The organism is Chlorobium ferrooxidans DSM 13031 (genome assembly GCF_000168715.1).
Taxonomy (GTDB): Bacteria; Bacteroidota; Chlorobiia; order Chlorobiales; family Chlorobiaceae; genus Chlorobium; species Chlorobium ferrooxidans.
Genome location: NZ_AASE01000001.1, coordinates 259299 through 277598, shown reverse-complemented (window position 1 = coordinate 277598; position 18300 = coordinate 259299). Strand labels below are relative to the sequence as shown.

Sequence of the window (18300 nt, the reverse complement as noted above, 5' to 3'; positions counted from 1 at the left end):
GCTCTAATATGTTTGTTTCATGCTTCCAGAAGCAAACAGTACAACAAGTTATCAATATCAGTTTCCTGAAATAAAAAAAACGAAGGAAAATCGGTGCCAGTTTGAAAATAAATCCGGTTACCGTTTTTCACTACTACCCGATTTTTCCTTATTGAAATGGCGCTGCAGCGAGACGGCAAGATAATTGTTTTTCACAAGAAGCCATTCATAAATCGCCTCGGCTTCAGCCCTTCTGCCGGTATGAATATAGCAGATTGCAAGATTGTAGTGGGCCTCTGCAAATGCTTCGCTGTTATCTATGGCATCACTGTATGCCGAGGAAGCTTTATCATACTGCTGCATCTGCATATAGACATTGCCGACATCATAAAGACGCATCGAGTCTTTTGGCGCGCGTTCAAGGTGTTTCTGAAAATATCCCAGAGCGCCGGCATAGTTTTTCTGATTGAAAGCGATCGTTCCCAGAGCCTGTTCTGCATGATCAAGTCCGGGGTTTATGGCCAGAGCATTTTTGAATGCTTCGGTTGCTTCATTATAACGCTGTTTGCGGGCCAGAGCGTTGCCGAGAAGCATAAAACCTCCGGCATCCTGAGGATTTTTCCATACCTGCTGCTGCAGATTTGCAATTTCATCCGATTTACGGTTGCAGGATGTCAAAATGGTAAGGCTGGCCAGCAGAGCGCAAGCAATGAAGCGAGACAGTCCGGACCTTGAATAGGGTAGTGAAGGAGTCATAGTAATTCAATATAATCACTTGATGAATGATCTGCCAATCATGATTTGGATGCGTTTCTGATTTGGCTGAAATATTTCAGAATTGCAGGCAGTGTCCGTAACTTGAGCGGTCAGGATTCTTTGGACGGTTTGGATCTGATCGGTTGAGCATTCCGGTAATCATATGAAATAAAAGAGCCATGAAACATGATTTAGAGGTAAGCGGCATGAGCTGCAGCGGTTGTGAGATGCTCATCAAGGAGGCCCTTGAAGAGCTTGACGGTGTTCTGGAAGCCGAGGCATCTCACACTACAGGCAGGGTTACGGTTGAGTGCGATCCGTTAAAGGTCACTCTTGCTGCAATAACGGAAACTATCCGGGCAGAGGGCTTTACGGTTAAGGCGTAACGAGCTGTCGGAAACATTGTGCATCTATCGGAAAAAAAGAAAGGAGTGTGAGATGGCAGTCGAAAAAACGGAACGACTTGCGGTTCTAATTGATGCGGATAATACCCAGCCGGCAATTATTGAAGGTTTGCTTGCTGAGGTTGCCAAGTACGGAACGGCAAATGTCAAAAGAATATACGGCGACTGGACGACTACAGCACTGCGGGGATGGAAGGAGGTACTTCTTGAGTTTTCCATCCAGCCGATCCAGCAGTTCGGCTATACCAAAGGGAAAAATGCCACAGACAGTGCCATGATTATTGATGCCATGGATCTTTTGTATACCGGCAAATTTCAGGGGTTCTGCATTGTGTCAAGTGACAGTGATTTTACCAAACTGGCCTCGCGGATCAGGGAGTCCGGACTGACGGTCTACGGATTCGGAGAGAAAAAAACTCCGGGCCCTTTTGTTTCCGCTTGTGATAAGTTCATCTATACGGAGGTTCTTCGCCTGAAACTCAATGAAAACGAACCGATTGCGCGCAAGTCGATGGCTGAGCTTAAACAGGATACCCGTCTGGTCCGGTTACTGAGAAATGCAGTTGAAGCCTCCTCTGATGAGAGCGGCTGGGCGCATCTTGCAACGACAGGCGGCAACATCGCAAAGCAGTCTCCGGAGTTTGATCCTCGAAACTACGGTTATATCAGGCTTGGAGAGTTGCTGGAAGCAACAAAGCTGTTTGATTTTGATGAGAGGGTTCTCGGAAACGGACAGTCGAGGGCTATCTATGTGCGTGACAAGCGCAAAAAAGGATGAGTATATCGAGCACAAAAAAAGGCCTCACCGGAGTGAAGCCTTTTTTTGTGTGTATCTGCGGAGCTGACGGGGCTCGAACCCGCGACCTCCTGCGTGACAGGCAGGCGCTCTAACCAAACTGAGCTACAGCTCCATTCAAAGAGTTGTAAATGTATAGAGCACGCCCCTAAAATCCAAAAAGTATTTTCGTTTTTTTTCTGTTTATATTGAGTTCGGAAAAAGGAGAAATGTTTCTGCACTTCTTTGTTTTTTAACACTTTCAGCATGGTTTCTGATTTTTGTTACGTGTAATCTTCAATCAACAAGATTGGTATCAATATGGCCGTTACAGACCCAAGAAATTCCCTGACCGTTACTGATAACAGGACCGGAAAAACCTATGAACTTCCGGTTGAGAACGGTACCATCAATACTATGGATCTTCGTCAGATACAGGTTTCTGCTGAGGATTTCGGGCTTTTGGGCTATGACCCCGGTTTTTTAAATACAGCATCCTGCAAAAGCCGTATTACCTACATTGATGGTGATAAAGGTATTTTGCGTTATCGAGGCTATCCAATCGAACAGCTTGCAGAGCACAGCCATTTTCTGGAAACCTCATACCTTCTTATCAAGGGTGAGCTTCCAGACAAGGAGAGGCTCGCGGTATGGACCTACAATATCCGCCATCATACCATGACCCATGCCAATCTGGTCAAGTTCATGGACGGCTTCCGCTACGATGCTCATCCGATGGGGATTCTTGTCGGCACAGTCGGCGCGCTCTCTACTTTTTATCGTGATGCGAAGGATATCGGCAATGAAGAGTCCCGTAAACTCCAGGTGCGGCGTCTTATAGGCAAGATACCCACGCTGGCGGCAATGAGCTTCCGTCACAGTCTCGGGTTTCCCTATGTTCTGCCTGATAATGAGTTGAGCTATACCGGCAATTTTCTCTCCATGATGTTCAAGATGACGGAAATACACTACAAGCCCAATCCGGTGCTTGAACGTGCTCTTGATGTGCTCTTTATCCTTCATGCTGATCATGAACAGAACTGTTCCACCAATGCCGTCCGCGCTGTAGCCAGTTCCGGAGTCGATCCCTATACGGCAATTGCTGCCGGTTGTGCGGCACTTTACGGGCCATTGCATGGCGGAGCAAACGAGGCGGTAATCCACATGCTGCTGAAAATCGGATCGGTTGACAAGGTTCCGGACTTTATTGCATCGGTCAAGAGCGGGGAGGGCCGTCTTATGGGATTTGGCCACAGGGTGTATAAAAATTATGATCCAAGGGCAAAAATTATCAAGGATATCGCTTTCCAGGTTTTTGAAGAGACCGGTCGCAGCCCTCTGCTCGATATTGCTCTTGAGCTGGAGAGAATTGCGCTTGAGGATGAATATTTTATAAACCGGAAGCTCTATCCGAATGTGGATTTTTATTCCGGTCTGATCTACCAGGCGATGGGATTTCCGATGGATATGTTTCCGGTTCTCTTTGCTATCGGAAGGATACCCGGATGGCTTTCACAGTGGATCGAGCAGGTTAAGGATCCTGAACAGAAAATTGCGAGACCCCGTCAGATCTACCTCGGAGAGGACGCGCGGGATTTTGTACCGATGGAGATGCGCCCGAAAAACAGACTGGATGAGCAGAAAATAGGGATCTGCAGACTGTAAAGGTTTTTTATCACATTTTCGACCAAATATATTATGTCGGTTACGTCCAAAGATGTTGCCTATATCGCCGATCTGGCACGCCTCAGATTCAATGAAGAGGAGACGATTGTCATGACCAGCGAGCTCAACAACATTCTTCACTATATCGAGAAGCTCAATGAAGTTGATACTGAAGGTGTTGAGCCGCTCAGCAGCATCCATGACCAGATAAATGTACTCCGTGAGGATGTTGAACTTCAGCCGCTCTCATCGGAGGCTATACTGAAGAATGCTCCTCAGAGACAGGATCGTTTTTTCAAAGTACCCAAGGTTATCGGGTAACCCTGCAATGGTTGAGCTTCGCGAAAAAAACGGAAGTGCGGTTTTTGTCGTCAAGGCACAGCCCCGGTCATCGAAAAGCAGGGTATGCGGTCTCTATAACGGAGGATTGAAGGTGAGTCTGAAAGCTGCTCCTGTGGATGATGCCGCCAACAGGGAGTGTTGTGACCTCTTTTCAAAAGTGTTCCATATTCCCCCCTCCCGGGTGCATATTATTGCCGGGAAGAGTTCCCGGACAAAAACCGTGATGCTGGATGGGGTCACAGTTGAAGCTGCGGCTTTGGCGTTCAATGCTTATGAGTAAAAGCTTAAAAAATATTGGCACCTGTTTTACTTGTCGTGAGCGATTCGATGTTCCAGCCCCGGAGGGGCGAAATATCGGTAGCGCAGTCCCGATGCTGGCGGGGCCGGGAAAGGATTTTGATCCCGACCTGTCGGGGCCACGTAATCATCGAACTACGGAACAGATTAAAAAAGGTGCTCTATGAGAGCTGTGGTTCAGAGAGTGCTCTCCGCAAGTGTCTCTGCAAGTGACGCTCGATACTCCGGGATCGGTCCGGGTATGCTTGTTCTGCTTGGTATTGCTCCCGGTGACGGTATGGCGGAGGTCGAATGGATGTGCCGCAAGATTGCCGGTTTACGGATTTTTAATGACGGTGAGGGTAAAATGAATCTTTCGCTCACAGAGAGTGAAGGAGAGGTTCTGGTTGTTTCACAGTTTACACTCTATGCCGATACAAGCCGGGGCAACCGGCCGGGTTTTTCAGGTTCAGCCCGATTTGACGTTGCTCAGCCGCTTTACGAAAGTTTTATCCGGATGGTTGGCCTGCAGATTGCCAAGCCGGTCAGGAGCGGATGGTATGGGGCGGATATGCAGGTCGCTCTGGTCAATGACGGCCCCGTAACCTTGATTCTTGATACTCCACTCTCCACATGAAAGCTGTAATTCTTATTCCTGCCAGGCTTGATTCCAGCCGTCTTGAAAAAAAAATGCTTGCCGATCTTGAGGGGGAACCGCTCATTGTCCGTACCTGGCGGCAGGCGCTTAAATCCCGGCTTGCAGCGCGCGTTGTTGTTGCTACCGACAGTCAGGAGATCGCTTCTGTTCTGGAAGAGCGGGGAGCTGAAGTTGTTATGACTTCGCCCTCGGCACGCTGCGGCACAGAGCGGATTGCTGAAGCGGCAAGAGTGACCGGAGGAGATGTTTTTGTCAATCTGCAGGGTGATGAACCGCTTATCAGTCCTGAAAATATCGATCTTGCGCTTCAGCCGTTTTTTTCTGCAAACCCCCCGGATTGCTCTACCCTTGTTTTTCCCATGCAGCCCGATGAGCGGCGTCAGATTGAGGACCCTCATGTGGTGAAGGTCGTTATGGATCGCAAGGGGTTTGCGCTCTTTTTTTCACGCAGTCCGATACCATACACGAGAACAAAGATGCCGACGACAACCTTTTATCGTCATATAGGGCTCTATGCCTTCAGTGCGGATGTTCTTGAGCAATTTGCGGCACTTCAGCCATCGATGCTTGAAGAGGAGGAGTCGCTTGAGCAGCTACGCCTGCTGGAGAACGGTTTTCGAATCCGGTGTATCACAACAAGCGTTGACAACCCCGGCGTCAATACACCGGAAGAGCTTGAACAGGTTCGTGCCATCATCAGGGGGTATCTGCCCGGCTAAACGCTGAAGAACGGATCGAGAAGGCGATCTGTTTTTTTATAGAACGATATTGTTATTTTCAAAAACGGACAGATATGGTCTTTTCCCTTTCTTCACTATGAAACCAGCATGAGCATCTCACCAAAAACACTTTTCATACGATTATGGATCGTGTTTCTGATTTATTGTTTCGGTATGGTGATGGTCTCGGAGGTATCCCGGGCGGCTTCATACAGGATTGGTGACAAGTACGGGGGAGGGATCATCTTTTATATCGATGTGACCGGCCAGCACGGCCTGATTGCTGCTCCTGAAGACATCGTTATCCGATATACTGATCTCTGGAATAAGTCACCATGGGCGGGGGTATATCGCTGGAGTACCGGTCAGGAAGAAACCGTGAATAACAGTGATTATGCCATGCAGATACTCTCTGATACAAGACCCGAACTTGGTCAGGGCAGAGCTAATACCGCAAAGATCCTGGCGAAATATCCTGCAGCAACCTATCCGAGAAGCGCTGCCGCTATGGTACGGGCATATCGGGGTGGTGGTTTCAGTGACTGGTTTCTTCCGAGCAAGGATGAACTGAACCAGCTCTACATCAACCGAGCGCTATGCGGTTCCTTTGCCGGAGACTACTACTGGAGCTCCTCCGAGATGACCAGTGATACGGCCTGGTACCAGTACTTCAGCGATGGTTATCAGGGAGGGGGAACAAAGTCCTACTACAGTCGTGTGCGTGCCGTGCGTGCTTTTTAGGCTATCAGGAAAAGGAGAACAAGGAGTTCACCGACCATAACGACGAAGAAAAATTGCCCTCATTTTCAAGAGGGCGAACACGCAGGATCGCCCCTACACACCAATTCGTAATTCAGAATCCCAAATCCGGAATCATTGCTGATCACTGCTTATCACGGCGGGCACCGTTCCTTCGTGAAAGAGCAGATCAACCCTGTCGTCAGGGTGCAGTTCTGCTATGCCGGTCATGAATTTCCCCTCTTTTCTGACAAGCGCATAGCCTCGTTGAAGCGTTTTTCTGTAATCGAGCAGTGCAAGCTGCTGAAGCAGGGATGCGTAGCGCTCCGCCTTTTCACTGTACCGGTTCCTGATGGTTGTTGTCGTTCGGTCAAGAAGGGTGGTGATCCGCTCCTCAAACTGCTCCATCTGAAGCGGAGGGCGGTTGAAGGCATAGCTGCTGCAGATAGAGTAGATCTGACGTTCTGCTCCCTCAACTTTGTTCTGTACTGCCCGATCCTGTTTTGACTGCAGAGTCTCAATCCGGCGGAGAAGCTCCCCTGTATCAGGTACCGCCAGTTCTGCGGCAATCGAGGGAGTTCCGGCCCTGAGATCTGCGGTCATATCAGCAATGGTCAGATCGGTTTCGTGGCCGATGGCACTGATTACCGGAATAGATGAGTGGTAAAGGGCATTGGCCACAACCTCTCCGTTGAAAGCCTGCAGATCTTCAAGTGAACCGCCTCCCCGTGCGATAATGATAACATCCGGCCGGTGTGCAGGATTTTTTGTTTCGTTGAACCAGGCGATACCTGCGGCTACTGATTCGGCGGCATCGGTTCCCTGAACCTTGACCGGATAGAGAAGTACTCTTGCTGCCGGAAATCTTCGTTCAAGCACCTTGCTCATATCCTCGATGACCGCTCCGGTGGAAGAGGTGATGAGCGCGATAGTTTCGGGTATGGCGGGAATCGGCTTTTTCCGCTCTGCGGCGAAATAGCCGGCTTTTGCGAGTTTTTGCAGGAGTTCGGCAAAAGCCTGCTGTAGAGCCCCCTCTCCGGCCGCAGTCACAGCAGTACAGATGAGCTGATAGCGCCCGGACGGGGGGTAGACCTCAAGTCGCCCTTCAGCCACAACATTGATGCCATCCCTGAGTTCAACGGCAAGCCTGATTCCGGTGTTTTTCCAGATAACGGCCGGGATCTGGGCTCCGTCGTCTTTCAGTGTCAGATAACTGTGACCCGAACTGTGTCGCTTGTAGTTTGATATTTCACCCTTGACCTTGACAGCAGGAAAAGTCATTTCAAGTTCTGACTTTATCTGCTGAGTCAGCTCACTGACCGAAAGAATCTCTGTGCTCATGCCGGCAAACAGGATAGGTGACCGTAAAAATGTATGCTGTAATAAAGCAAATCATTCTCTAATACCCGCTGATTCTTTGCTCTTAATGGAGGAGAGTTCCGATGTGTCATTTCAAATCCCGAGGAACTCGGGAGAGAAATCTGATGGAGTGAGCGGTGAAACACAGGAGATCCCTCACGTTGTTAGGGACGGCGGGGAAGCCGCGCAGCATGAAGCCATCAGATATGGAGGCGGTCGCGTATTTACAGCGGGAAGTGTTATATTCGTTTTTTATTCACAGCAAAGCGTTTACCGCTCAATTGCTTAAGGGCGACGTGTTATGACCAACCATGATTTTATTGAGGAGCTGGCGGGTCTGCTTGCTATGGAGAGTCAAGAGGCTCATGCTCTTCTGAACAGTTTTTCAGGTGCCATGGTTGCCGAGTTTCTTGCTTGCGGAAAGCTCACCGTGAAGGGTCTCGGCAGATTTGCGGTCAGGAAGCTTGCACCGGTTAAAAAGCTCACGGCTTCCGGTACGGTTTATACCCCCCCCTGTAACAGGATGATATTCGAGAGAGGTATTTCCGGAGGTGATGATACCGTGCGGATAGCTGTTTCGAGAGTGTCGATGAGTCCGGACGATGCCAACCGGTTTGGCCGGAATCTTGCCAAAGTTCTTGGCCGCGCATTCAAGGAGAAACGGGAGCTGGTTTTCAACGGGTTCGGCCGTTTCACGCTTCAGGAGGGAGGTTACGGGTTTGTTGCGGAGAGCTCTCTGGAAGCACTGTTGAACAGGGAGTATCAGGATCTGGAGGAGGTTGTTGTTTTGCCGCAGGATCGGGTCCCGACCGGCAGCAGAGGTAAAGCAGCTCCATCCCTGATTCTCTTTTCGGCAGTGATAGCTGCCGGATTGCTGCTTGTTTTTCTTTATGGCCGACAGCTTGCTGAAAGCGTTCCATTCTCTGTTGCGACTCTTTCACAATCCACAACATCAGTCAGTCCGAACAGCAATCCTCCGGTCGGTTCTGAAACGGTTACACCCGCTCAGGGCGGGGGTGCTGACTCTCTTGTTCTTGAAAAAGAGGACTATACGATCATACTGGCAACCTTTCGTTCCGGGAGTACCGCCCGTAAAGAGATCAGCCCTTTGCGTTCAAAGGGCATTGCGGCATTTGTCTGGCCTGCATTCTCCGGGGCAGTGAAATACCACAGGGTCGCGACGGGCAGGTTTTCAGGCAGAGAGGAGGCTTCAGCACATCTTAAAAGGCTGCCTGAAAAAACGGCTGGCAGCGCATATATCCAACATGTTATCAAGAGGGTTGTTCTTCATGCAGAAAAAGAGTTGTAGCACGTTGCACCCGCAGTCCATGTGTCCGGCTTTCGGCGGGCTGAGGGTATTGACAAGAATTGACGGTGTTCAGGTCTGTCTGGCTGCCGACCAGGGTTGTCTTTACGGGCTGACGTTTGTCTCCCATTTCTATGCGGCCCGCAAATCCATCATCTCTCCGGAGTTGATGAATGTGCAGATTTCCGGCGGAACCATGATTGATGATCTTCGTCGTACCATTGAAGAGATTGCCCGCGACCCTGTGGTACGGTTTATTCCGGTTGTCAGTACCTGTGTTGCTGAAACGGCCGGGATTGCCGAGGAGCTGCTGCCCCGGAAGGCCGGAAATGCTGAAGTGCTGCTTGTCCGTCTTCCTGCATTTCAGATCAGGACCCATCCCGAGGCAAAGGATGTTGCTGTAGCCACACTCTTAAAGCGGTTCGGGAATTTCGCCGCACCGAAAAAAGCAAAATCGCTGGTGGTACTTGGAGAGATTTTTCCGGTTGATGCCATGACCATTGGATCGGTGCTGCAGAAAATCGGTGTCGAATCGGTGATTGTGCTCCCCGGATCATCGCTTGAGGACTATATCGAGGCCGCAGAGGCAGAGGCTTGTGCCGTGCTGCATCCCTTTTATGAAAAAACCGTTTCGCTGCTTGAAGAGCATGGGGTAAAAATTGTCAAGGGAAACCCGATCGGAGCCAACGCTACAGCGCAGTGGATAGGCCGCATCGGTGAGGCGCTCGCTCTTGACCCCTCTACGGTTCAGGCTGTTGCGGAAGAGGAGGCCCGGAAATCAAGAGAGGTACTCAATCAGTTCAAGCACCTTAAAGGAAAGGTTATAGTGGCCGGTTATGAAGGCAATGAACTGCCGGTTGTGCGTCTTCTGCTGGAAGCCGGGCTTGAAGTTCCCTATGCATCAACCTCTATTTCGAGGATGGCGCTCGGCGAGGAGGATCACAAGGTGCTCTCCATGCTCGGAACCGAGATCCGATACCGCAAATATCTTGAAGAGGATATGCAGGCTGTAGAGGAGTACCATCCGGATCTGGTGATCGGTACCACCTCACTCGACAGCTTTGCCAAAGAGCGGGGAATTCCGGCAATCTACTATACCAACAATATTTCCGCCCGCCCGCTCTTTTTTGCAGCTGGAGCAGCAACGGTACTCGGCATGATCAGCGGCCTTCTCGGCAAAAAAGAGGTGTTCATGAAGATGAAGGAGTATTTTGCGTGAAGCTCTTTTAGCTTTGCATAATCAGGTTCATAAAGCCGGTAGAGAAATTTACTGGCTTTTTTTATTCTCTTTTCTGCTTTTCCGCATTCCGTAGCGTCATCCTTCCTAGCGGTGTATTCAAAATGAATTTCTATCTGCTTTCCCGGGAAGGAGAACAAAACATCATCTGCTGTCTACGCTTTTGGTAATGCTAATAACTGCTGATAACGGGTTGTTAAACTTTATTGCCCTATAGTCCTCTGCCTGTCAGGTTGTGTAATATTAGATGGAAATACTGCGTTACCTTTTTTGAAATAACTCTTTAGCCCCTGAGTTGAGGGCTTTTTTTATGCTTGTTAATGAATTCGGGTTATGCAATACCCGATTTCTGTGGAATTAATTTCTCTTTGATTTCGTTTGATTATTAATGCTTTAAAATATAAAGCGGTATCCCTGTGCAAAATGATAAGGAAGAATGAGCAATCTCTTTCTCTGATTTCAGGAGTTGACAGCCAGACGCTTCAGCATTTTGAATCAAAAAGAGATGAAATATGCTTGAACCACTGGTAATTTTTCTTGTGACTCTCCGGATTCAAGCGGAAAGTTCAGCAGTAGTAGAATCGGATCATGCAACAAAAAAACGTTTTAACAGAAGTTAAGCAATGACAAAACATATCAGGCCTGAACATGAAATTACCGGCATTCTCTTTGATGAGTTTGTGACGATTATTCCGAGACTTGAATTTGAGGAACTCCAAAAACCGCACCCAAGCAACCACTGCAGAAAGTATTACACTGGCAGTCAAAAACTGTTAACCGGTTTAATTGCTCAGATTAGTGTTCATCAATCTCTGAAGGGTATTCCAACCAGTCTTGGCGTCCACTTTAAGAACTGGTATCACCTCGGCCTGTCAGATATAAAGCGAAGTCCCCCTTGTCTGACGTCATGAAAGGCCGCATAAACAAAAGCTATGAAGGTCTGTTTTACAAACTGCTTGACAGGTACCGTGCAGTAACTCCTGATGAAAAATTGCTGCTCAGGAATTCACCATGCTCAATTGCCGTCGACGTTATCAAGCTTTGTCAGCACTTTTTCCCATTGGCCGAGCTCCATCAACGCAAGGGGGGCATCAAATTGCAATACTGTTGCAATTACCATGGCTCACAGCCTTCATTGAGAGCAAGGATTAACCGCAAATGCCATTATATTTTATCTTTTGTCACCAAAAGCCTTCTCGCGGTTGTTATATTTTGTGCCTTTCCGCAAGACCAGGCTTATCGACTTCTTGCGCAGGAACAGGAGGCCCGTCAACCACTTTCAAGAGCGTCTGTTAATCTTGCCGGAATGGTATCCAGTGCAGCAGGAAGCATGGGCGCTTTCACCAATAATAGCGATCCAAACGCTCAATCCCGGAAGGCAACGCCTGATTTTGCAAGCATGCTTCCCATCGTTCCCTTTTCACTGGCAGATGGATCGGTAACCGGTGTGCTCGGTCCGGCGAGGGCAAGGATGCAGTACCATGGAAACAAGAGCATCGCCACAGCCGGTTTGGGCATGGTCTATTATAAACCCGATATCGGCAGTGCGATGGCCGGGGGAGAGTTTGAGTTTGCAACCATGCTTTGGGAGCCGTTTGCTGTTGGTTCCACGATCACCCTTTTCAATGATCGCAGGGATCTGGTTGTGAACAGTGTGTGGCAGATCCCTGATTCCGGTTTCCGAATTAAAACCTCCGGAGGCTATTTGTGGGGCAATCAGATTTTCAGTTTTCCCTCGGGGGATGCAAATATCGATCTCCAACAGTTCAGCTATTCCATTGCCTCGCAATACATTCTCAACGATAGCGCAGAAAGAGGCAAGCTGCAATCCATCGGGCTCTCGGTATGGGGTGCACAGGCAAAACAAAAGTCATCTGCCGATGCTCCACGCTCATTCATGCGTGAAACAGCCACGAGCTACTTTATCATGAATGATCCGCTCAAGCTCTCGGAGGGCAGGATGTTTGGCGCGGCTGCAGATGCACAGGTAGCTTTGCTCTCCAGTCTGATTATCAAAGGATCTTTTGGATATGAGCGGCTGGAATTCCCCTTCTCAGACGGCACCAGAGAGCTTAACAAAAGTGTTTATTACGCTTTTGAGCTGTTTTATGAGCCCTCTTCTGAACTTTTCCTTGGTGCAGGTTACCGATCCGGAGCAGGGGAGAATCGAATAAGTGTTACGGCTGAAACTGGCAATTGGCAGCTCAGCGCCTATCACAATCATGGGCAGAATGGAGTTGCCGGTAATGACGGTATTATGCTGACCTGCCGTATATCTCTCCCTGTTGGCAAACAGACAGCCTCGCTTGCCCAACGCATGAAGCCAAGCCGCAGCAGCGACAGTGCAAACATGCTGGCTGATGCCCTCACGCGTCCGGTACAGCTTCCGAACTCCTTTCTTGCTAAAGTTGACCCAACTGCGGTCACTCTTGCAGCAACAATAAGCAAGGCCGGATTGCCGGGAGGTGTTACTGTAAACAGTGCCGGTGATGTTTTCATCACGGTAGGCAAAGGTTCTCCATCCATCACAGGTGTAATGCGCAACGGATCGCCTTACAGTTATTCAGCACTTGTCACTACTCCGTCAACGCAAGTGGTTATTCATACCAGGCAGTTTCCTTCTGCAGCAATTAGTGGTGATATTTGGGTAATCAGTGTTACTGACAGTATGCCCGAAAACTATACAGTTGCCGTAAAAACCAGTAACTGAATAACCTGAAGCGCACCTGCATGATGTTACCTGGAAAAACCCTGACTGCCCTCATCTGGAGTGTGTTCCTGATCAATGTTCAGAGTCTTGCTCTCTTTCCTCAGAATGCAAATGCGGTTACCATTAACGGCATTACGATTACTCTGGCTATTACCGCGACAGCCAACACTGAGTCACGGAACCTGACGGTCGGTGCAGTGATGAGCGGCTTTTCTCCGTTGACAGCAAGCAGCGGCACACTGCCGTATACCTACAGCATCAAAACCGGTACACTTCCTGCCGGGTTGACACTGAATAGCTCAACGGGAGAGGTAACGGGAACACCGTCAAGTGCTCAGTCAGCAGCGGATGTTGTTTTTGAAGTAAAAGATGCAAACAATGTTCTGGCGGCTGCCACCAGTACCGTGAGCTTTACGGTGAATTCGGATATCACGGCAACGGCCAACACCGACCCCCGGAACCTGACAGTCGGTGCAGTGATGAGCAGTTTTTCACCGCTGACGGCGATCGGCGGCACACAGCCATATACCTACAGCGTTAAAACCGGAAAACTTCCTTCCGGGTTGACACTGAACGGCTCTAAGGGAGAAGTAGCGGGAACACCGTCAAGCGCTCAATCAGCAGCGGATGTTGTTTTTGAAGTAAAAGATGCAAACAATGTTCTGGCGGCTGCCACCAGTACCGTGAGCTTTACGGTGAATTCGGATATCACGACAACGGCCAACACCGACCCCCGGAACCTAACGGTCGGAGCCGCAATGACTGGATTTACTCCGCTAACGGCGATCGGCGGCACACAGCCGTATACCTACCGAGTCAAAACCGGTACACTTCCTGCCGGGCTGACACTGAACGGCTCTACGGGAGAGGTAACGGGAACACCGTCAAGCGCTCAGTCAGCAGCGAATGTGGTTTTTGAAGTAACAGACTTCAACAATGTTATAGAGGCTGCCACCAGTACCGTGAGCTTTACTGTGAATGATGCACTTACAGCAACAGCCAATACCGCACCCCGGATACTGACGGTCGGAGTCGCAATGACCGGATTTTCACCGCTGACGGCGAGCAGTGGCACACAGCCTTACACCTACCGCGTCAAAACCGGTACACTACCTGCCGGGTTGACATTGAACGGCTCTACGGGAGATGTAACGGGTACACCGACAAGCGCTTATTCAGCAGCGAATGTTGTTTTTGAAGTAAGAGATGCCAACAATGCTATAGCGGCAGCCACCAGTACAGTGAGCTTGACGGTGAGTGAGGTCCTTACGGCAACAGCCAACACCGCCGCTCAGAACCTGACTATCGGGGCAACGATGAGCGGCTTTACTCCCCTGACGGCGAGTGGCGGCCTATTGCCATATACTTACAGAGTCAAAACCGGTACACTTCCTGCCGGATTGACTCTGAACGGTTCAACGGGAGAGGTGACGGGTACCCCGACAAGCGCTTATTCAGCAGCGAATGTTGTTTTTGAAGTAAAAGGAGCTGACGAAATCATTGCCGCAACCACCAGCTCGGTAAGCTTCACCGTCATTCCGGCTATAGCAATCGGCGACAGCTATCAGGGTGGTATTGTATTTTATATAAATGAGACAGGAAATCAACAAGGCAATATTCCGGCATCTACACCGGCCACCAAGCATGGCCTTATTGCGGCACCTGCAGACATCAATGTGTCCTACACCGATGCATGGTCTTATTCAAGCAACACACTTTACCGTTGGAGCACCGGGCAGTCATTAGTTTCAAATACGACTGATTATGCATGGCAATCAATCGGGACAGGTACAGGGATTGGAAGTGGGCAAGGCAATACCACAGCCATACTGGCAAAATGGTCAGTATCTGCGTACCCATATACAGCTGCAGCGATGTGCGATAACTATTCGAACGGGGGATATGCCGACTGGTTCTTGCCGAGCAAGGACGAGTTGTACCAGCTTTACATCCAAAAAAGCACTGTGGGGGGCTTTGCCTCTGACGGTTACTGGAGTTCTTCGAACACTTCTACGATTACTGCGTGGTATCTGTTTTTTCCTACTGCGACCCAGGGCGGGTTCAGCAAGGAGCAGAAGAAGCGGGTCCGTCCTGTGCGGGCTTTTTAACTAAAAGATATCCGAAGAGGATAGCAATATTTCAGACACTCTTCTGGGCGATTGGAGAATATCGTCGACCCATTCATTTTTATAAAAAGGAGGAGAATTATGCCAATAAAAACAGAGAAAGCCGGGGGGTTCCCGGCTTTCTACTGATTAGAATAGTTCTTATGCGAAGCTTATACCTCCATGATCTCTTTCTCTTTGGCTGACATTATCTCGGTAAGCTGTTTTTCGGATTTGTGCAGCAGCTCATCGGCTTCCTTTTTGCCCCGATTTTTGTCATCTTCGCTGATCGCTTTATCTTTTTCAAGTTTTTCAATCTCATGAATCATGTCGCGGCGAAGATTTCGGAGCGATATCTTAGAATCCTCTCCGAATTTTCTGGTGAGCTTAACAAACTCTTTGCGGCGCTCTTCAGTAAGAGGAGGAATGCTTACCCGAATATTCTGACCATCGGCGGAAGGATTGAGGCCGAGGTTTGCGTCACGGATGGCTTTTTCGGTAGCTGAAACCATTGACTTGTCCCAGACCTGAACCATGAGGGTATGAACATCAAGTACCCCTACATTCCCGACCTGTTTGAGCGGCATCTGCTGACCGTAGGCTTCCACCTTGACACGATCAAGCAGAGCTGTCGTCGCCTTGCCTGTTCTTATCGATGCGATCTCATGCTGAAACGCCTCAATGGTCTTTTTCATTTTCTGCTCAGTTTTCTGAGCAACATCCCTGACACTCATAACTGTTCCTACGGGTTAGTGCTGGTTTGCCGACAAGTGCAACTCTGCCTTTACTTGGCGCTTGCCTGTGCTGCTGTGGATTTTGCGAAGCGTTTGTTGAAACGTTCAACGCGTCCGGCGGTGTCAACAAGGGTCTGCTTGCCGGTATAGAACGGATGGCAGTTGTTGCAGATATCAACTTTGATGGTCGGTCTGGTAGAACGGGTTTCAAAGCTGTTGCCGCAGTTTGCGCAGTTGACGGTGACGCTTGTATACTTTGGGTGAATATCTTGTTTCATGACTTTCGTTGACTTTATCGTACAATAAATGAAATGGCCTGCCATGTAAAATGGTAAAGGTGCAAATATACAAGAAATCATCTCCAGATACAACCTTTTAATATGAGCGCTACTGCATCAATAATCTATCTGAAGGGTGTCGGCTCAAAAAAGGCTTCAATTCTTAAAGAGATCGGTATTTCGACGGTTGATGATCTCCTGAACTACTTTCCCCGCCGTTATCTCGACCGGAGTGCCATGAAATGCATCAGGGATCTTGCCGATGGTGAAACGGTGACGGTTGTGGGTACCGTACTGAAAACACAGCTTGAAGGCACTCACCCGGGACGGGCGCGCTTCAAGGTCTGGCTTGGTGATGCTACGGGTCAGCTTGAGCTTACCTGGTTCAGGGGAGTGCGCTTTTTCTCCAGGAGCATTGTTTCAGGAGATGCGCTTGCCGTGCACGGCAAGGTGAGTTATTTCGGACGTCAGGCACAGATGCAGCATCCCGATTATGACCGCCTGACCGCCTCTCCGCATGAGCCGGGAGAGGGGGAGATCAGTGATTTTGATCTCTACCATACCGGCAGGATCATTTCGATCTATCCGACAACTGATGCCATGAAGCAGGCAGGCCTTACCTCAAAGCAGTTGCGTACCCTTGTTGCCCGTGCGTTTGATGAGTACCGGGTGAGGAGTGAAGAGAATCTCAGCCAGGCCATCCTTTCAGATTATCATCTTCTTCCGCTTCGGGAGGCCTATCATGAAATTCATTTTCCCTCTTCGCATGAAGCGCTCGAACTTGCCCGTTACCGGATGAAGTGGAGTGAACTCTTCTATGTCCAGTTGATGTTTGCCCTCCGCCAGAGCGAGTTGAGAACCAGTAAACGAGCTGTGATCTTTACCCACTCAGGGGTTGTGACCGAACAGCTCTACCGGACTCTTCCCTACGAGTTGACGGACGCCCAGAAGCAGGCTGTTCGTGAAATATATCGCGATCTTAAAACCGGCAGCCCGATGAACCGGCTCTTGCAGGGTGATGTCGGTTCAGGCAAAACCATTGTTGCCATGTTTGCCATGGCGCTGGCCGCCGATAATGGCCTGCAGTCGGCATTTATGGCTCCTACCGAGATTCTTGCCGTCCAGCACTATCTCAGCATGAAACGGTTATTTCAGCCACTCGGTCTGCGGGTTGGGCTTCTGACCGGCAAACAGCGGAAAAAGGAGCGGCAGGCACTCCTTGAAGCCCTCGGCAGCGGAGAGCTGCATATCGCCGTCGGAACTCATGCACTGATTGAAGGGGAGGTAAGCTATGCTGGGCTCGGGCTGGTTGTCATTGATGAACAGCACCGCTTCGGAGTGCTTCAGCGTAAAGCCCTGCGTGAAAAGGCCGTCAATCCCCATGTGCTGTTGATGACGGCTACACCGATTCCCCGAACCCTCAGCATGGGGGTGTTCGGTGATCTTGATGTATCGGTTATCCGCCAGATGCCCGCCGGACGTCGCCCGGTCAGGACATCTCTCTGCTATGAAAAAGAGCTTGCAAAGGTTTATGATTTTCTCCGCAGTGAGGTAGCGGAAGGACGGCAGGGCTATATTGTCTATCCTCTTGTTGAGGAGTCGGAAAAGATGGACCTGAAAGCTGCGGTGGAGAGTTTTGAGGAGCTGTCATCTTCGGTATTTCCTGATCTCCGTCTGGGATTGATTCATGGTCAGTTGACCCCCGACCGTAAAGAGATGGTGATGGATGAGTTCCGCCGGGGTGAAGTTGATCTGCTTGTGGGGACAACGGTTATCGAGGTGGGTGTTGATGTTCCGAATGCCACGGTTATGGTTATCGAGCATGCCGAGCGTTTCGGGCTTGCACAACTCCATCAGCTCCGAGGCCGTGTCGGTCGTGGCGAGCACGGCTCCACCTGTTTTCTGATCTGTTCCATGCCGACAGCGGAGGCCCGTGAACGCCTTGAGGCAATGGTATCGACCAATGACGGTTTTATTATTTCAGAAATTGATGCAAGAATCCGGGGGGTTGGCAATGTCCTGGGAAAAGAGCAGTCGGGCCCGTTAAACGGGCTGAGGATTGCTGATCTGACGAGAGATTTTGATATCATGCAGTCGGCCCGCATTGCTGCCTTCAGGGTTATCGCAGAGGATGCTCAGTTGAGGGCGGCAGAGCATGGCGTTATCAAGGCGCACTACCTCCGTTACTACCAGGATCGGGTTACGCTGGCTGATATCGGATAATGCATGGGAAACTGGCAATACGTTACGATGTTATTG

Annotated in this window: 18 protein-coding genes and 1 tRNA gene; 14 read left to right on the top strand and 5 right to left on the bottom strand. The window is 49.8% G+C overall.

Annotation, left to right across the window (positions count from 1 at the left end; all coding sequences use genetic code 11):
* Positions 1-117 precede the first annotated feature (117 nt).
* On the bottom strand, positions 118-735 hold the full coding sequence (locus CFERDRAFT_RS01310; RefSeq protein ID WP_006365369.1) for a tetratricopeptide repeat protein: 618 nt from the start codon (positions 733-735) through the stop codon (positions 118-120).
* 179 nt (positions 736-914) lie between these two features.
* Between CFERDRAFT_RS01310 and CFERDRAFT_RS01305 the strand changes: the two genes are divergently transcribed.
* Together CFERDRAFT_RS01305 and CFERDRAFT_RS01300 are read left to right on the top strand one after the other, a co-directional pair.
* Positions 915-1121 (top strand): heavy-metal-associated domain-containing protein, encoded by a 207-nt coding sequence (locus CFERDRAFT_RS01305; RefSeq protein ID WP_006365423.1) that lies wholly within the window; start codon positions 915-917, stop codon positions 1119-1121.
* A gap of 52 nt (positions 1122-1173) precedes the next feature.
* Positions 1174-1917 (top strand): NYN domain-containing protein, encoded by a 744-nt coding sequence (locus CFERDRAFT_RS01300; protein ID WP_006365368.1) that lies wholly within the window; start codon positions 1174-1176, stop codon positions 1915-1917.
* 58 nt (positions 1918-1975) lie between these two features.
* Here the strand turns inward: CFERDRAFT_RS01300 and CFERDRAFT_RS01295 are convergent.
* Positions 1976-2050, bottom strand: a tRNA-Asp gene (locus tag CFERDRAFT_RS01295).
* A gap of 185 nt (positions 2051-2235) precedes the next feature.
* Here CFERDRAFT_RS01295 and CFERDRAFT_RS01290 point away from each other — a divergent pair.
* From CFERDRAFT_RS01290 to CFERDRAFT_RS01265, 6 genes are all read left to right on the top strand, one after another.
* Positions 2236-3579, top strand: a complete 1344-nt coding sequence (locus CFERDRAFT_RS01290; protein WP_006365367.1) for a citrate synthase — start codon at positions 2236-2238, stop codon at positions 3577-3579.
* A gap of 33 nt (positions 3580-3612) precedes the next feature.
* Positions 3613-3900 (top strand): Asp-tRNA(Asn)/Glu-tRNA(Gln) amidotransferase subunit GatC, encoded by a 288-nt coding sequence (gatC, locus tag CFERDRAFT_RS01285; RefSeq protein WP_006365366.1) that lies wholly within the window; start codon positions 3613-3615, stop codon positions 3898-3900.
* Between the two features lie 7 nt (positions 3901-3907).
* Positions 3908-4201: a DUF167 domain-containing protein gene (locus CFERDRAFT_RS01280; protein WP_006365422.1), complete on the top strand. Its 294-nt coding sequence runs from the start codon at positions 3908-3910 to the stop codon at positions 4199-4201.
* 180 nt (positions 4202-4381) lie between these two features.
* The gene (gene dtd / locus CFERDRAFT_RS01275) at positions 4382-4834 is read left to right on the top strand and encodes a D-aminoacyl-tRNA deacylase (RefSeq protein WP_006365365.1); all 453 of its coding nucleotides are present in this window, start codon (positions 4382-4384) and stop codon (positions 4832-4834) included.
* A complete protein-coding gene (gene kdsB, locus CFERDRAFT_RS01270) occupies positions 4831-5574 on the top strand; it encodes a 3-deoxy-manno-octulosonate cytidylyltransferase (RefSeq protein WP_006365364.1) in 744 nt (247 codons plus the stop codon). The genes dtd and kdsB overlap by 4 nt, the downstream gene beginning before the upstream one ends.
* A gap of 108 nt (positions 5575-5682) precedes the next feature.
* A complete protein-coding gene (locus CFERDRAFT_RS01265) occupies positions 5683-6315 on the top strand; it encodes an Lcl C-terminal domain-containing protein (RefSeq protein WP_006365363.1) in 633 nt (210 codons plus the stop codon).
* A 132-nt stretch (positions 6316-6447) separates the two neighbouring features.
* Here CFERDRAFT_RS01265 and xseA read toward each other — a convergent pair whose 3' ends face one another.
* Positions 6448-7653, bottom strand: a complete 1206-nt coding sequence (xseA, locus tag CFERDRAFT_RS01260; protein ID WP_006365362.1) for an exodeoxyribonuclease VII large subunit — start codon at positions 7651-7653, stop codon at positions 6448-6450.
* A 319-nt stretch (positions 7654-7972) separates the two neighbouring features.
* Here xseA and CFERDRAFT_RS01250 point away from each other — a divergent pair, with 319 nt between their 5' ends.
* The 5 genes from CFERDRAFT_RS01250 to CFERDRAFT_RS01230 all read left to right on the top strand — a co-directional run bounded on the left by CFERDRAFT_RS01250 (position 7973) and on the right by CFERDRAFT_RS01230 (position 15032).
* Entirely contained in the window at positions 7973-8980 is a 1008-nt protein-coding gene (locus tag CFERDRAFT_RS01250; RefSeq protein ID WP_006365361.1) for an SPOR domain-containing protein, read from the top strand.
* Positions 8961-10196 carry a chlorophyllide a reductase subunit Y gene (bchY, locus tag CFERDRAFT_RS01245; RefSeq protein ID WP_006365360.1) on the top strand — a complete coding sequence of 412 codons (1236 nt, stop codon included), beginning with the start codon at positions 8961-8963 and terminating at the stop codon, positions 10194-10196. Before CFERDRAFT_RS01250 ends, bchY begins: the two co-directional genes overlap by 20 nt.
* Positions 10197-10837: 641 nt before the next feature.
* The gene (locus CFERDRAFT_RS12665; protein WP_040432835.1) at positions 10838-11125 is read left to right on the top strand and encodes a DUF4372 domain-containing protein; all 288 of its coding nucleotides are present in this window, start codon (positions 10838-10840) and stop codon (positions 11123-11125) included.
* Between the two features lie 395 nt (positions 11126-11520).
* Entirely contained in the window at positions 11521-12924 is a 1404-nt protein-coding gene (locus CFERDRAFT_RS01235) for a hypothetical protein (protein WP_156777952.1), read from the top strand.
* A 20-nt stretch (positions 12925-12944) separates the two neighbouring features.
* Positions 12945-15032 (top strand): putative Ig domain-containing protein, encoded by a 2088-nt coding sequence (locus tag CFERDRAFT_RS01230; RefSeq protein ID WP_006365358.1) that lies wholly within the window; start codon positions 12945-12947, stop codon positions 15030-15032.
* Between the two features lie 170 nt (positions 15033-15202).
* On the opposite strand, the gene frr is transcribed toward CFERDRAFT_RS01230, so the two are convergent.
* Positions 15203-15763 carry a ribosome recycling factor gene (gene frr / locus CFERDRAFT_RS01225; RefSeq protein ID WP_006365357.1) on the bottom strand — a complete coding sequence of 187 codons (561 nt, stop codon included), beginning with the start codon at positions 15761-15763 and terminating at the stop codon, positions 15203-15205.
* 50 nt (positions 15764-15813) lie between these two features.
* Positions 15814-16041: a 50S ribosomal protein L31 gene (gene rpmE, locus CFERDRAFT_RS01220; protein ID WP_040432833.1), complete on the bottom strand. Its 228-nt coding sequence runs from the start codon at positions 16039-16041 to the stop codon at positions 15814-15816.
* Positions 16042-16143: 102 nt separating this feature from the next.
* On the opposite strand from rpmE, the gene recG reads away from it, so the two are divergent.
* The gene (recG, locus tag CFERDRAFT_RS01215) at positions 16144-18264 is read left to right on the top strand and encodes an ATP-dependent DNA helicase RecG (protein ID WP_006365355.1); all 2121 of its coding nucleotides are present in this window, start codon (positions 16144-16146) and stop codon (positions 18262-18264) included.
* The last annotated feature ends 36 nt before the right edge of the window (positions 18265-18300 follow it).